The following is a 14,506-nucleotide window of genomic DNA, read 5'->3' on the forward strand; positions in this document are numbered from 1 at the left end:
ACAGCCGGGGTGGCGGATGATCGAATGGCGGGACGAGGGCGCGGTTCTGGCGGTGCGCCGGCATGGCGAGAGTTCCGCCATTGTCGAGCTTTTCACCGCCGAGCACGGCCGGCACCTGGGCGTGGTGCGCGGCGGGGCAGGCCGCCGCATGGGCCCGGTCCTGCAGCCCGGCACGCAGTTGGCGGTGACCTGGAAGGCACGGATCGAGGACCACATCGGCAGCTACACGGTGGAGCCTGTACGCTCGCGCAGCGCCCACGTTCTGGGCGACGCCCGCGCGCTGGCCGGGCTCAATGCCGTAACCGCGCTTCTGTCCTTCGCCCTGCCCGAACGGGCACCGCACCCGGGGCTCTACGGACGGTCGGTGACGCTTCTCGACCTGCTCGGCCATGCCGACGCCTGGCCGCTGGCCTACCTGCGCTGGGAGATGGCACTGCTGGAAGAGATGGGGTTCGGGCTCGACCTGTCGCGCTGCGCGGTCACGGGCGAGCGGGACGATCTCGTTTACGTCTCACCGCGCACTGGGCGGGCGGTCAGTGCGGCTGGCGCGGGCGACTGGGCGGACCGCCTGTTGCCGCTGCCGCCCTGTCTGCTGGGCCAAGGGCCGGTGCGCGCCGAGGAAATCGCCGAGGGGCTGCGGACGACGGGGCACTTCCTGGAAAAATGGCTGGCCCCGGCACTGGGAGAGAAACCGCTGCCGGGCACCCGGGCGCGGTTGGCGGAGCTTTTGGGGCGGATGGACTGAGGCCCCGAACGAAAACGCCCCGGCCATGGGGCCGGGGCGGGTGGTCGGTTCTGATGCGTTCTCAGCCCAACAGGCGCCGCGCGATGACCTGTGCCTGAATTTCGGCCGCACCCTCGAAGATGTTGAGGATGCGCGCATCGCACAGGATGCGCGAGATCGCGTATTCCAGCGCGAAGCCGTTGCCACCGTGCACCTGCAGGCCGTTGTCGGCCGCCGCCCAGGCGATGCGCGCGCCCAGGAGTTTCGCCATCCCCGCCTCGAGGTCGCATCGCCGGTCGTGGTCCTTTTCCCAGGCCGCGAAATAGGTCAGCTGGCGGGCGACCATGATTTCCACCGCCATCATCGCCAGCTTGTCCGCGACGCGGGGGAAGGCGATCAACGGCTTGCCGAACTGCTTGCGGTCCTGGGCGTATTGCATGCCCACGTCCAGCGCCGATTGCGCCACGCCGATGGCGCGCGCCGCAGTCTGGATGCGCGCGCTCTCGAAGGTCTGCATCAGCTGCTTGAAGCCCTGGCCCTCGACCCCGCCGAGCAGGTTCTCGCCCCTGACCTTGAACTTGTCGAAGCCGAGCTCGTATTCCTTCATGCCGCGATAGCCCAGCACCTCGATCTCGCCGCCGGTCATGCCCTCGGTCGGGAAGGGGTTTTCGTCGGTGCCCGGCGTCTTTTCCGCCAGGAACATCGACAGGCCCTTGTAGTCGGTCGTTTCGGGATCGGTGCGGGCGAGCAGCGTCATCACATGGGTGCGCGCGGCGTGGGTGATCCAGGTCTTGTTGCCCGTCACTTCGTAATCGTCGCCCACCTTGACCGCGCGGGTCCGGAGCGCGCCGAGGTCGGAGCCGGTGTTCGGCTCGGTGAAGACGGCGGTCGGCAGTATCTCGGCGCTCGCGATCTTGGGTAGCCATTCCTGCTTTTGCGACTCGGTGCCGCCGCAGAGGATCAGTTCCGCGGCGATCTCGGACCGCGTGCCCAGCGAGCCCACGCCGATGTAGCCGCGCGACAGCTCCTCGGACACGACGCACATCGACGCCTTGGACAGCCCGAACCCGCCATATTCCTCGGGGATGGTCAGCCCGAATACGCCGAGTTCGGCCATCTCCTCGATGACCTCCATCGGGATCAGTTCGTCCTTGAGGTGCCATTCATGGGCGTTGGGTTCCACGCGGTCCACGGCGAAACGGCGGAACTGCTCGCGGACCATCTCCAGCTCGTCTTCGAGCCCGGTGGCGCCCACGGTTACGTTGGCGGATTGCTCCTGCATCAGCGCGACGAGGCGCGCGCGGGCCGTCGGCGTGTTGCCGGACTGTGTCAGCGTCATGACCTCGGACGTCATCAGCGCACGCTGATCCTCCTGGCTCAGGCCGATATCCTGCAGCCGCACGATCTCGGTCTGGCTCATCGGGATGCCGCCGTAGATCTGCCAGAGGTATTCCCCGAACGCGATCTGGTGGATCAGCTGCTCAACCTCGCCGAACTTGCCGCCTTCGCTCAGCCGCTCCGCCCAAGCCTGCATCTGGTGCAGCGCCTGCGCGTAGGTCGCAAGCCAGGCCAGCCCGTGCGCGGCCGTCTGGTGCGCCTCGACAAGGCGGCCCGACACGCGGTCGCCCTCTGTCACCTTCGCGCGAAGCGATTGCCGCGCGGCCTCCAGCACACTGTCGACCGGGCCGAGCGCCGCCTTCGTCAGCGTCATCAGGTTAGGGAGGAGGGCGGTTTCGGCGGGCATGTCCTGGCCGTCATGGGGCATGAATCGTCTCCTTCTCTCGGGCTTCGGCTGACATAGGCCCTTCGCAGGTGCAGCGCAACAAAAATTCAATTTCCACAGGCTTTGCGAAGCAAAATGTCCAAGGCATTTTGGCGCTGCGGCGCCTGACAGCCTGCGATATAGGGCAGGGGCCGGACCAGTCAGGGGGCCCATGCTCTTCGGGATCGATCCACCTCTTTTCGCCGCGGCGGCCTCGGTCGCGCTGTTTGGCGGGTTCGTGAAGGGCGCGGTGGGTTTTGCGCTGCCGATGATCCTGATCTCGGGGTTATCGAGCTTTCTGCCGGCCGAGGTTGCGCTGGCCGGCCTGATCCTCGCGACGCTCTTGACGAATGTCGCCCAGGCCTTCCGGCAGGGGGCGGCAGCGGCTTGGGGGTCCGTGTGCCGCTACTGGCGTTTGATCGGGTGCGTTGTGCTGGCGATCGGGCTGAGCGCGCCGCTGGTCACTATCCTGCCGGACCGGGCGATGTATCTGCTGCTTGGCATTCCGATCGCGGGGTTCACCTTCTCGCAGTTGCTCGGCCGGCAACTGATCTTGCCTGCCCGGCACCGGGCGCGGGCCGAGGTGGCGACGGGGCTTGTGGGCGGCTTTTTCGGCGGTATTTCCGGGGTCTGGGGGCCGCCGGTGATTGCCTATCTGCTCAGCTTCAACACCGATAAGGTCGAGATGGTACGCGTGCAGGGGGTGGTGTTCCTGCTGGGTGCGGTGATGCTGGTGGCTGCCCATCTGGGATCGGGTGTGCTGAACGCGCAGACGCTGCCATTCTCCGCGGCGCTCGTGGTGCCGGCGGCGCTGGGCATGTGGCTGGGCTTCCGCGTGCAAGATCGGCTGGAGCCCAACCGGTTTCGCAAGGCGACCCTGGTGATCCTGACGATCGCGGCCGGGAACCTGATCCGCAAGGGTCTGTTCGGCTGATCAGTAGTGAATCGCCATGCGATGCCCGCGGCTGTCGCGCTGCGGCGGATCGGGGAGCGTTGCGTGCGTGCCCTGGGCGATGCGGTCGGCGGACCAGAGCGCGATGCAGGCGTCGTAGAGATCGTCGGACGCCCAGCGGCCTGTACGTCTGCCGAGCCCGTGTCGAAGTCGTTCGAGGTCGAAGCCGATACGTTCGAGCAGAGACCTGCGTTGCTCGGGCCCAGGAGATGGCTTGCGCCTCGTGGATTTCTTGGGCGCTAACGTCTGACCTGCACAGGCAGCAAAGGAGACCTCGGGATGGACCTCATACAGCGGAACGTCGGTCTTCTCGCTGAGAAGATTATCCAACTCGACGATCTTGGTACAGATTGCCCATGCGACAGGTGAAAGCCGCTTTCCCTTTGGAAGCGTCTCGCAAAGATCCCAGTAACCTCGCTTGCTGGGGTCCGAATTGAAGAACGAAAGATGTTCCCTCGTTGGCGACAAGAACACTCGGGTTTCGGGAAACCCCTTTCGCACGAGTGGGTCTATTGCACGTTCCTTAAGGAAGTCTTTCGCTGCCTTGTCCGCTAGCCGCTGCTCACCTGCCGCGTCTGCCAGACCGATCGGGATGTCGATTGCTACATATGAACCGACCGCGAGCAAATCCTTGGCGCTTTCGACAATGCACGCCCTTGCCTTTTCTGGTCGATCCGGTGGCATCGTGACCGCGAGCCACCCAGCGCGGCAACCATCCGCCCCACAAGGATCATGAGTCATGGCACATCAAACGCCAGAGCACACCGCCCGGGCCAATGGCCGGGCAGTGCGTTGGGCTTCAAGGTGATCCTCGTAACGCTCACCCGATCGCCGCGCTCTTCACGTCGTCGTCGATGAAGGGCAGGTACTGGGCGAAGTTCTCGGAGAACATGTGCACCAGTTTCGCCGCCTGCGCGTCATAGGCGTTGGCGTCGGCCCAGGTGCGGCGCGGGTCGAGCAGCACCTCGGGCACATCTGGCACGCTGAGCGGCACCTCGAAGCCGAAATTCGGGTCCTTGCGGAACTCGGCATCGTTGAGCGAGCCGTCGAGCGCCGCGGCCAGCAGCGCGCGCGTCGCCTTGATCGGCATCCGCTCGCCGGTCCCGTAGGCGCCGCCGGTCCAGCCGGTGTTCACCAGCCAGCAGGTCGCGCCGTGGGTGGCGATCCTGTCGCGCAGAAGCTGGCCGTAGACCTCGGGGCGCCGCGGCATGAAGGGTGCGCCGAAGCAGGTCGAGAAGGTGGGTTCGGGCTCGGTCACGCCCTTCTCGGTGCCGGCCACCTTGGAGGTGAAGCCCGACAGGAAGTGATACATCGCCTGTGCCGGTGTCAGTCGGGCGATCGGGGGCAGCACCCCGAAGGCGTCGCAGGTCAGCATGATGATGTTCTTGGGATGCCCGCCCAGCGCCGAGTCGGAGGCGTTGGAGATATACTCCAGCGGGTAGGCGCAACGCGTGTTCGCGGTCAGCGAGTCGTCCTCGAAGTCGAGCGCGAGGCTGTGCGGCTCGAACACCATGTTCTCGATTACCGTGCCGAACTTGGTGGTCGTGGCATAGATCTCGGGCTCGGCCTCGGCGCTGAGGTTGATGGTCTTGGCGTAGCAGCCGCCCTCGAAATTGAAGGTGCCCGTGTCGGACCAGCCATGCTCGTCGTCGCCGATAAGCGTGCGCGCCGGGTCGGCCGAGAGCGTGGTCTTGCCGGTGCCCGACAGACCGAAGAAGATCGCGGTATCGACCGGGTTGCCGGGCGCGTGGTTGGCCGAGCAGTGCATCGGCATGATGCCCTTTTCGGGCAGGATGTAGTTGAGCAGGGTGAAGACCGATTTCTTGATCTCGCCCGCGTATTCGGAGTCGCCGATCAGGATCAGTTTCTTGGCGAAGTTCATCGCCACCACGGTGCGGCTGCGGCAGCCGTGACGTTCGGGGTCGGCCTTGAAGCTGGGGCAGTTGATGACAGTGAACTGGGGCGCGAAGGAGTCGAGTTCGTCCAGCGCGGGTCGGCGCAGCAAGTGGCGCGAGAACAGACCGTGCCACGCCATCTCGGTGACCACGCGCACGTCCAGTCGGTTCCCGGGGTCGGCCCCGGCGTAAAGGTCCTCGACGAACACCTCGTTGCCTTTCAGGTGCGCCAGCATGTCGGCATGCAGCCGGTCGAAGGCCTCGGGCGTCATCGGGCGGTTGTTGTCCCACCAGATGCTGTCCTCGACATCCGGGGTGCGCGCCACGTGCTTGTCTTTGGGCGAGCGGCCGGTATGTTCGCCGGTGGTCACCAGGAAGGCGCCGCCCTGGCCGAGATGCCCCTCGCCGCGCTTCAGCGCCTCTTCGATCAGAGCCGGTTCCAGCAGGTTGTAATGGACCTTTCCGAGCCCGATTATGCCCTGATCTTCAAGACGTTGCGCGGGGTTGACCCGTCCGATTTCCATCTCGCACCCTCCATGACGCCGCGTAAGAATGATGCGCGGCTATATCATAACGCTTCCACGGAACAACAGGGCGGGAAAGCGGCGTTAGCGCAATCATGTGACTTTGCCGCGTGCGTTAGCGCAATCATCCTGCGTGGGTGAACGATTGTTGCCCGCGGAGGAACAGCGAATACGGCGACCTGGCGCGGATTAGCGATGTGTAAGGGGTTTTCGCGTTGATTGTTGCCACGAGAAAGCCGCGATTCGGAGGTAAAAATCGATTCGCGGCATCTATCCGGGACGATTGGCGTCGGAATACAGACAGTTCTGGCGCTGAGCAGTACGAGGACACCGACATGTCAAGGATTGCCTTGGTTGACGACGACAGGAACATCCTGACCTCTGTTTCCATGACGCTCGAGGCCGAGGGCTTCGAGGTGGAAACCTACAATGACGGCCAGGCGGCGCTGGACGCGTTCAACAAGCGCCTGCCCGACATGGCGGTCTTCGACATCAAGATGCCACGGATGGACGGGATGGACCTGTTGCAGCGGGTGCGCCAGAAGACCAGCATGCCGGTGATCTTCCTCACCTCGAAGGATGACGAGATCGACGAGGTTCTAGGGTTGCGGATGGGCGCCGACGACTACGTGAAGAAGCCGTTCTCGCAGCGCCTTCTGGTCGAACGCATCCGAGCGCTGTTGCGCCGGCAGGAAGTCATCGCATCCGACGCCGGCCCGGCGCCCGAGGAAAGCAAGGTGATGGTGCGCGGCCAGCTCTCGATGGATCCGCTGCGGCACGCGGTGACCTGGAAAGGGCAGAACGTCTCGCTGACCGTGACCGAATTTCTGCTGTTGCAGGCGCTCGCCCAGCGGCCCGGTTTCGTCAAGAGTCGGGACCAGTTGATGGACGTCGCCTATGACGACCAGGTCTATGTGGACGACCGGACCATCGACAGCCATATCAAGCGGCTGCGCAAGAAGATGCGCCAGGTTGACTCGGAGTTCTCCGCGATCGAAACCCTCTACGGCATCGGGTACCGTTACAACGAGGAGTGACGGTCTGGACGCGGACCCGGGGGCGGTCGTGCGGGATACGAAACGGACAACGGACGGAGACGTCGTTCTCGGCGAGGACTGGGTCGCGCCGGGTCCCGGGTTGGAAAGCGAGATCAGGCTGCAGCGCGAGGGTCGGAGCTTCGTCTCGCTCAACCGGTCGCCGCTGGCGCGCAAGATCATCACCTTCAACCTGATTGCCCAGATCGTCCTGATCTCGGGCGTGCTCTACCTGAACCCCGCGCGCGACAGCCTGCTCAGCCAGCGCGAGAGCAGCATGATGGCCGAGGCGGAGCTGATCGCCGACGTGTTCGAGGCGCAGATGGCACGCGGCGCACCCGTCGAGCTTGCCACCGCTGACGGCATCGACGTCGGGGCGACGCTTGCGGCGCTGGACCTCGCCCCCGGGGCGGATGTCTTCGTCTTCGACGCAGCCGGAAGCCTCGTCGGACGGGCGCGCGGTCTGGCGAGCCCCGGCTGGCCCGTCGCGTCGTACGAGGACGAGCGCCGTATCACGATCATCACGGATTTCCTCAACATGATCTGGGAGGGGCTGGCGCGCGTCACCGGCTCGGACCGTGCGGGAGCCACGCTGGGCAACCCGCAGGAGCGCATGAGCGACCAGGTCGCGCGGACCAGTCAGACCGGCGCCCAGGTCCAGACCGGGGTCGACGCGCGCGGTCGCACGTCGTTCACCGTCACCACGCCGATCACGCAGCTCGGCCGCACCGTGGGCGTCGTTGCCGTGACCTCGGCCAGCGGCGAGATCGACTGGCTGGTGCGGATCGAGCGCGAGCAGGTGCTGCAGGTCTTCGTCGTCGCGACCCTCGTCTCGATCGGGCTCAGCCTCGTGCTTGCCTCGACCATCGCCAATCCGCTGTCTGATCTTGCTGCCGCCGCCGAACTCGGCCGCGACCGCAATGCGCGCAAGATAAATCCGGTGCGCGTGCGAATCCCCGACCTGACGGCCCGCCCCGACGAGATCGGGCGTTTGTCCGGCGCGCTGCGCGGCATGGTCACCGCGCTCTACGACCGCATCGACGCGAACGAGCAGTTCGCGGCGGATGTCGCCCACGAGATCAAGAACCCGCTGGCTTCCCTGCGTTCGGCGACCGGCACGCTGCGCGTCGCCAAGCGCGAGGACCAGCGCGCCAAGCTGCTCGACGTGATCGACCATGACGTGCGCCGGCTCGACCGCCTGGTCAGCGACATTTCCAACGCCTCGCGGCTCGACAGCGAACTCGTCAAGGAAGAGGAAGAGCCGTTCGACCTTGTCCGCTTGCTCACCAGCCTGACTGGGCATCATGGGCAGGAGGCGCGCGAGAAGGGCGTCGAGTTCATCTCGGACCTGCCCCCGGACCCGATCCTCATCAATGGGCTCGAGGCGCGCCTCGCCCAAGTCTTCGTCAACCTGATCACCAACGCAATTTCTTTCTGCGAGGCGGGGGACGCGGTGCGCATCTGGGCGCGCACCCGCGACAGCCGGGTTCTCGTCGTGGTCGAGGATACCGGCCCGGGAATCCCCGATCAGGCGTTGGCCAAGGTCTTCAACCGGTTCTATTCCGAGCGCCCCGCGGGCCAGTTCGGGGACCATTCCGGCCTCGGTCTCGCGATTTCCAAGCAGATCGTCGAGGCCCATGGCGGCGTGATCTGGGCCGAGAACATCCGTCCCACCGCTGCCGACGTCACCTCGGAACCCCTGGGCGCACGTTTCGTCGTGGGCCTGCCGCTCTGAGGGCGCGCGCATGACCGGCATCGCCTCTCCGCTGATCCTTCATGCCAGCTGCGTGGCCGTCCAAGGCCGCGCCGTGCTCATCCTCGGCGCGTCGGGGGCCGGCAAGTCCGGGCTCGCGCTGCAACTGATGGCGCTGGGGGGCGGCCTCGTCGCGGACGACCGGACCTGTCTGGCGCGCGGCGCCGACGGCCTCGTTGCCTCGTCGCCTTCGGCGATCCGCGGCCGGATCGAGGCGCGTTTCGTCGGGCTGCTCGCCGCCGACCCGGTGCCAGAGGCGCCGGTTGCGCTCGCCGTTGATCTCGACCGTGTCGAGACTGAGCGCCTGCCGCCTCGCCGCGAAGCGCGATTTCTTGATGTCGTCGTGCCCTTGCTTCGACGGGTTGACCGGGCATATTTCCCCGCAGCGATCCTTGCGCACGTCATCCACGGCCGAACCGACTGATGCCCGACCCCGACGAGAGAGACCCTTCCGCGCCGAGCCAGCGCGTCGTCCTGGTCACGGGCGCGTCGGGGGCGGGGCGGTCGACCGCGCTCAACTTGCTGGAGGACCTGGGCTTCGAGGCGATCGACAACCTGCCGATGTCGCTGATCCCGCGGCTGCTCGACGGGGCGGACCCGCGCCCGCCGCTCGCGGTTGGCGTCGATACGCGGACGCGCGAGTTTTCTGCGCGCGCGCTGGCCGATCTCATCGGGCAACTCTCGGCCGACGCCGCGATCGAGGCGGATGTATTCTATCTCGACTGCCGGCCCCAGGTTCTTCTGCGCCGGTTCTCCGAAACGCGCCGCCGCCACCCGATGGCGCCGGCCGAAAGCCCGGCCGAGGGCGTCAGCCGTGAACTCGACCTGCTGACACCGATCCGCGACCTCGCCACCATTCTCGTCGATACCTCGGACCTCACGATCCACGAGTTTCGGGCCGAGATGACGCAACGTTTCGCCACCGGCGGCGAGGCGCCGCTTGCGGTGTCGCTGCATTCGTTCTCGTACAAGCGGGGGATGCCGCACGGGCTCGACATGGCGTTCGACTGCCGGTTCCTGCGCAATCCCTACTGGGAAGAAGCCCTGCGTGGGCATGACGGGCGGGAGGCGTGCGTCAAGGACTATATCGCGGCCGATCGGCGCTACGGCCCGTTCCTGGACCGTGTTCTGGCGCTGGCCGAACTGGTGCTGCCCGCCCATCGCGAGGAGGGGCGCAGCCATATCTCGATCGGGTTCGGCTGCACCGGAGGCCAGCACCGGTCGGTCGCCGTCGCGGAAGCCGTGGCAAAGAGGCTTGCGGCAATGGAATGGCAAGTGTCTATAAGACATAGAGAGTTGGAACGGCGGACGCAGACCGCGCCCGCGATCACATCGGGAACGGGCGGGTGATCGGAATCGTCATCGTCGCGCATGGCGGGCTCGCCAGGGAATACCTGGCCGCAATGGAGCACGTCGTCGGGCAACAGGCCGGCATCCGCGCGATCTCGATCGACCCCGAGGACGACCGGATTTCCAAGCAGGAGGAAATCTGCCGCGCCGCCGACGAGGTGGACACCGGGGGCGGCGTGGTGGTGGTGACCGACATGTTCGGTGGCTCGCCGTCCAATCTTTCGATCCGCGCCTGCGTCGCCGCGGACCGGCGCATCCTGTACGGGGCAAACCTGCCGATGCTGATCAAGCTGGCGAAATCGCGGCGGATGAGCCTCGGCGAGGCCACCGCCTCGGCGCTGGCGGCGGGGCGGAAATACATCGACAGCTTCGACGCGGGCAGCCTCTGACAGCCGGGCCATGGGGGATAGTGTGATCCGAACCATCGAGATCGTGAACGAGAAGGGTCTGCACGCGCGGGCCTCGGCGAAGTTCGTGGAATGCGTCGAGGAGTACGATGCCTCGGCCGAGGTGAGCCGCGACGGCATGAGCGCGGCGGGTGACTCCATCATGGGGCTTTTGATGTTGGCAGCCTCGAAGGGAACAACTATTGAGGTCAGGACCAGCGGGCCCGAGGCGGAGAAGCTGGCCGACGCGCTGGAACGGCTCGTGGCGGAGCGGTTCGGCGAGAACATGTAGGGCAGACGTCCCGGGAACCAGCACCCATGGTGGACAGCACCGAGATCAGACCGGCTCTTCTGCATCGCTCTCCCCGGCTGGTCGGCCAGGGCGACGGCACGCGGCTCGCCGAGCAGGCGTACGACTCGCGGCGGCTATCCTACGCGCATACGTTCTCGAACCCGCTTCAGATGCGGACCATCCAGACGATGGAATACCTCACCGGAAAGCTGCACCTGTTGCGGCTGATCCGCCGGTTCGAGGCGATGGGTGTGCCCGAAGGCCAGCCCTTCTGGAAACAGGCGCTGGACCTCATGGGCATCGCCGTCGAGACGCCGGAGGCGCAGATCGCCAACATCCCGGCGGAGGGGCCTCTGGTCGTGGTCGCGAACCACCCCCATGGCCTGGTCGACGGGATGGTGTTGGCCGAACTGATCGGACGGGTGCGCACGGATTACAAGATCTTGACCCGCTCGCTTCTGACCGGCGTAGGCGAGGTCGAGCAGTTTCTCATCCCCGTGCCGTTCCCGCACGAGGACGACGCGCTGCAACAGAACCTCGAGATGCGCCGTCGCGCCATGGCCCACCTGGCCGATGGGGGCGCGATCGCGCTGTTTCCCTCCGGGCTCGTCGCCTCGTCTCAGACGATGTTCGGCCCGGTGGTCGAGGCCGAGTGGAGCCCGTTCACCGCCAAGATGATCCAGCGTTCCGGCGCGCGGGTGGTGCCGATCCGCTTCCGCGGGGCGAATTCGCGCTGGTACCAGTTCGCGAACCAGATCTCGGCCACGCTGCGCCAGGGTCTGCTGCTTTACGAGGTGCGCCATGCCCTGAACCGGCCGCAGGCCCCGGTGATCGGGCCGGCGATCGGGCGCGATGAGATCGGATGCTGGGCCGGGAATCCGCGCGGATTCATGGCCTGGCTGAGGGAGCAGACGCTGGCGCTGGGCTAGGCGGCTATTGGATAGAGCGCCTTCGGCGCACGCCTTCTGGCACTGCGTGCGGTAGGCGTCTCACCTCGTCGGGACCGGGACCTCGTCGCGGTAGTCGTAGAAGCCGCGCTGCGTCTTGCGGCCGAGCCAGCCGGCCTCGACATATTTCGTCAGCAGCGGGCAGGGGCGGTATTTCGTGTCCGCCAGCCCGTCATGAAGCACGTTCATGATGGCAAGGCAGGTGTCGAGCCCGATGAAATCGGCCAGTTCCAGCGGTCCCATCGGGTGGTTCGCGCCGAGCCGCATCGACTCGTCGATCGACTTTACCGAGCCCACGCCCTCGTAGAGCGTGTAGACCGCCTCGTTGATCATCGGCATTAGGATGCGGTTGACGATGAAGGCGGGGAAATCCTCGGCCGTGGCTGCGCTCTTGCCGAGTTTCTCGACCACGCCGAGCAGCGTCTTGTAGGTCGCCTCTTCGGTGGCGATGCCGCGGATCAGTTCCACCAGTTGCATCACGGGCACGGGGTTCATGAAGTGGAATCCCATGAACTTCTCGGGGCGGTCCGTGCGGCTGGCCAGCCGGGTGATCGAGATCGACGAGGTGTTGGATGTCAGGATCGTTTCGGGCTTGAGGTGCGGCTGGAGGTCCTCGAAGATGGCGGTCTTGACCGTCTCGCGCTCTGTCGCGGCCTCGATGATGAGGTCCGATGGGCCGAGATCGGCCAGCATCGTCGTCGTGGCGATCCGCTCAAGCGCCGCGGTCTTTTCGGGCTCCGTGATCTTGCCGCGCGCGACCTGGCGGTCGAGGTTCTTGCCCACGCTTGCCAGCGCGCGGGAGAGGGCCTCGTCCGAAATGTCGGTCAGCAGCACGTCGAAGCCGGCGAGCGCGAAGACATGCGCGATGCCGTTGCCCATCTGGCCCGCGCCGACCACACCGACGGTCCTGATTTCCATGGGGTTCCCCTTGCGCTGTTGGCCGGGACCTTAAGGTGCCCCGCGCCATCCGCGCAAGGGTGAAGCGGCCGATAAAATCCGGGCTTTAGCGACTTGGAAACCCTGTGACGTCAGGTTGGCGAAGATGAGTCGCAACTCCGAGTAGGCAATCATGAGTTTCGAAAAGCCCGGCAGCGCGGACATGTCCTATTTCCCGTGCCGCTACGGCAATTCCCGACTCCTGTTCCGGGGGCCGAAGCGGACGCTCGAGGGCGCCTATTGTGCCGTGATCGGCGGGACCGAGACCTACGGGAAGTTCATTCCTACCCCCTATTCCAGCCTGCTCGAACAGGCGATGGATATGCCGGTCGTGAACCTGGGTTGTGTCAATGCGGGGATCGACGTCTTCGTCAACGATGCCACGATCATGGAGGTCGCGGCGGGTGCAAAGGTCGCAGTGATCCAGGCGCTGGGTGCCCAGAACATGTCGAACCGGTTCTACGCGGTTCATCCGCGGCGTAACGACCGGTTTCTCCGGGCCTCGGCCATGCTCAAAGCGCTCTACCCCGGCGTCGACTTCACCGAGTTTCATTTCACCCGCCATATGCTGATCGCCCTGAAGGAAAGATCCGAGAGCGCGTTCGAGATCGTGGTGGCCGAACTTCAGGTGGCCTGGCAGGCGCGGATGCGGATGCTGGCCACGCGCCTGCCGGGAGAGAAGGTGCTGCTGTGGTTCTCCACGCGGTCGCCCGACGCCGAGCAGCATGCGGACGGGTTGGGCCAGGATCCGCTTTTCGTCACCCGTCACATGCTGGATACGGTGCGCCCCTATTTCAACCGCGTCGTCGAGGTCTCCGATAGCGCCCGGACCGGCGACGAGGGGACGGACGGCATGATGCTGAGTGAGGTGGACGCCCTGGCGGCCGCGGCGCTTCCGGGGCCGGCGGTGCACCGGGACGTGGCGGATGCGCTGGAAGCCGTGCTGCGCGACCTTATTGCCTGAGGTGTGAAGAAAAAGGCCCGCCGAAGCGGGCCTATTGAATTTTTCGGCGATATGTCGCCTCAGAGCTTCTCGATCAACTCCGGCACGGCGTCGAAGAGGTCCGCCACAAGACCGTAATCGGCCACCTGGAAGATCGGCGCCTCTTCGTCCTTGTTGATGGCGACGATGACCTTGCTGTCCTTCATCCCCGCAAGGTGCTGGATCGCGCCCGAGATGCCCACCGCGATGTAGAGTTCGGGCGCCACCACCTTGCCGGTCTGGCCGACCTGCCAGTCGTTCGGCGCATAGCCCGAGTCGACCGCCGCGCGCGAGGCGCCGACCGCGGCCCCCAGCTTGTCGGCGAGTTGCTCGATCATCCGGAAATCCTCTTCCGAACCCACGCCGCGACCGCCCGAGACGATCACCCCGGCCGAGGTCAGTTCGGGCCGATCGCTTTCCGCGGCGGTGTCCTCGACCCATTCGGAGAGGGCGGGGTTGGCGGCCGTGGCCGCCTCTTCCACCGGCGCGGGGCCGCCTTCGCCTGCGGCGTCGAAGGTCGAGGTGCGAATCGTCAGCACCTTCTTCGCGTCCGAGGTCTTGACGGTCTGCACCGCGTTGCCGGCATAGATCGGTCGCTCGAAGGTGGCGCCGTCCACGACGCCCACGATGTCCGAGATCACCATCACGTCGAGCAGCGCGGCCACCCGCGGCATGATGTTCTTTGCGTCCGTCGTGGCGGGCGCCGCGATGTGATCGTAGTCGCCGGCGAGCGACACGATCAGATCGGCGGTCGGCTCGGCCAGGCGATAGCCATAGATCGCGTCTTCGGCCACGAGGACCTTGGCCACGCCGTCGATCTTTGCGGCGGCCTCGCCCGCGGCCTTGGCCTCGGCCCCGACGCACAGCGCGGTGACCTCGCCCAGATCGCGCGCGGCGGTGACGGCCTTGGCGGTGGCGTCGAGCTGCAATTCGCCGCCGGTGACTTCGGCAAGAAGAAGAACCGCCATG

At 66.1% G+C, this 14,506-nt stretch carries 15 protein-coding genes; 10 read left to right on the forward strand and 5 right to left on the reverse strand.

All coding sequences use genetic code 11. The annotated features are described in order from the left end of the window. Positions 1-19: 19 nt before the first annotated feature. Complete coding sequence (gene recO / locus BUR28_RS15030; protein WP_074221682.1) at positions 20-745, forward strand: DNA repair protein RecO; 726 nt, start codon at positions 20-22, stop codon at positions 743-745. A 61-nt stretch (positions 746-806) separates the two neighbouring features. Here the strand turns inward: recO and BUR28_RS15035 are convergent, their stop codons facing one another. After that, positions 807-2,489: an acyl-CoA dehydrogenase family protein gene (locus BUR28_RS15035; RefSeq protein ID WP_074220865.1), complete on the reverse strand. Its 1,683-nt coding sequence runs from the start codon at positions 2,487-2,489 to the stop codon at positions 807-809. Between the two features lie 169 nt (positions 2,490-2,658). On the opposite strand from BUR28_RS15035, the gene BUR28_RS15040 reads away from it, so the two are divergent. Further along, the gene (locus BUR28_RS15040) at positions 2,659-3,420 is read left to right on the forward strand and encodes a sulfite exporter TauE/SafE family protein (protein ID WP_074220866.1); all 762 of its coding nucleotides are present in this window, start codon (positions 2,659-2,661) and stop codon (positions 3,418-3,420) included. Here the strand turns inward: BUR28_RS15040 and BUR28_RS15045 are convergent, their stop codons facing one another. Beyond that, positions 3,421-4,179: a DUF429 domain-containing protein gene (locus BUR28_RS15045; protein WP_074220867.1), complete on the reverse strand. Its 759-nt coding sequence runs from the start codon at positions 4,177-4,179 to the stop codon at positions 3,421-3,423. It abuts the gene before it with no gap. A gap of 79 nt (positions 4,180-4,258) precedes the next feature. Next, on the reverse strand, positions 4,259-5,857 hold the full coding sequence (locus BUR28_RS15050; RefSeq protein ID WP_074220868.1) for a phosphoenolpyruvate carboxykinase: 1,599 nt from the start codon (positions 5,855-5,857) through the stop codon (positions 4,259-4,261). Positions 5,858-6,192: 335 nt separating this feature from the next. Here BUR28_RS15050 and BUR28_RS15055 point away from each other — a divergent pair, with 335 nt between their 5' ends. From BUR28_RS15055 to BUR28_RS15085, 7 genes are read left to right on the forward strand one after another with little or no spacing between them, the layout of a single operon-like run. Continuing rightward, entirely contained in the window at positions 6,193-6,894 is a 702-nt protein-coding gene (locus BUR28_RS15055; protein ID WP_074220869.1) for a response regulator transcription factor, read from the forward strand. A 28-nt stretch (positions 6,895-6,922) separates the two neighbouring features. After that, complete coding sequence (locus tag BUR28_RS15060) at positions 6,923-8,626, forward strand: sensor histidine kinase (protein ID WP_074220870.1); 1,704 nt, start codon at positions 6,923-6,925, stop codon at positions 8,624-8,626. Positions 8,627-8,636: 10 nt separating this feature from the next. Next, on the forward strand, positions 8,637-9,068 hold the full coding sequence (locus tag BUR28_RS15065) for an HPr kinase/phosphorylase (protein WP_074220871.1): 432 nt from the start codon (positions 8,637-8,639) through the stop codon (positions 9,066-9,068). Continuing rightward, positions 9,068-9,994: an RNase adapter RapZ gene (gene rapZ, locus BUR28_RS15070; RefSeq protein WP_074220872.1), complete on the forward strand. Its 927-nt coding sequence runs from the start codon at positions 9,068-9,070 to the stop codon at positions 9,992-9,994. Before BUR28_RS15065 ends, rapZ begins: the two co-directional genes overlap by 1 nt. Further along, positions 9,991-10,383 carry a PTS sugar transporter subunit IIA gene (locus tag BUR28_RS15075; RefSeq protein WP_074220873.1) on the forward strand — a complete coding sequence of 131 codons (393 nt, stop codon included), beginning with the start codon at positions 9,991-9,993 and terminating at the stop codon, positions 10,381-10,383. The genes rapZ and BUR28_RS15075 overlap by 4 nt, the downstream gene beginning before the upstream one ends. Positions 10,384-10,393: 10 nt before the next feature. Continuing rightward, a complete protein-coding gene (locus BUR28_RS15080; RefSeq protein WP_074220874.1) occupies positions 10,394-10,672 on the forward strand; it encodes an HPr family phosphocarrier protein in 279 nt (92 codons plus the stop codon). A gap of 26 nt (positions 10,673-10,698) precedes the next feature. Continuing rightward, a complete protein-coding gene (locus BUR28_RS15085) occupies positions 10,699-11,601 on the forward strand; it encodes a lysophospholipid acyltransferase family protein (protein ID WP_074220875.1) in 903 nt (300 codons plus the stop codon). Positions 11,602-11,661: 60 nt separating this feature from the next. On the opposite strand, the gene BUR28_RS15090 is transcribed toward BUR28_RS15085, so the two are convergent. Next, a complete protein-coding gene (locus BUR28_RS15090) occupies positions 11,662-12,537 on the reverse strand; it encodes a 3-hydroxybutyryl-CoA dehydrogenase (protein ID WP_074220876.1) in 876 nt (291 codons plus the stop codon). A 151-nt stretch (positions 12,538-12,688) separates the two neighbouring features. Here BUR28_RS15090 and BUR28_RS15095 point away from each other — a divergent pair, with 151 nt between their 5' ends. Further along, positions 12,689-13,519 carry a DUF6473 family protein gene (locus BUR28_RS15095; RefSeq protein WP_074220877.1) on the forward strand — a complete coding sequence of 277 codons (831 nt, stop codon included), beginning with the start codon at positions 12,689-12,691 and terminating at the stop codon, positions 13,517-13,519. Between the two features lie 59 nt (positions 13,520-13,578). On the opposite strand, the gene BUR28_RS15100 is transcribed toward BUR28_RS15095, so the two are convergent. Next, positions 13,579-14,505, reverse strand: a complete 927-nt coding sequence (locus tag BUR28_RS15100) for an electron transfer flavoprotein subunit alpha/FixB family protein (protein WP_074220878.1) — start codon at positions 14,503-14,505, stop codon at positions 13,579-13,581. Position 14,506: the final 1 nt, after the last annotated feature.

The sequence above is a fragment of the Rhodovulum sp. ES.010 genome (genome assembly GCF_900142935.1).
Lineage (GTDB): Bacteria > Pseudomonadota > Alphaproteobacteria > Rhodobacterales > Rhodobacteraceae > Rhodovulum.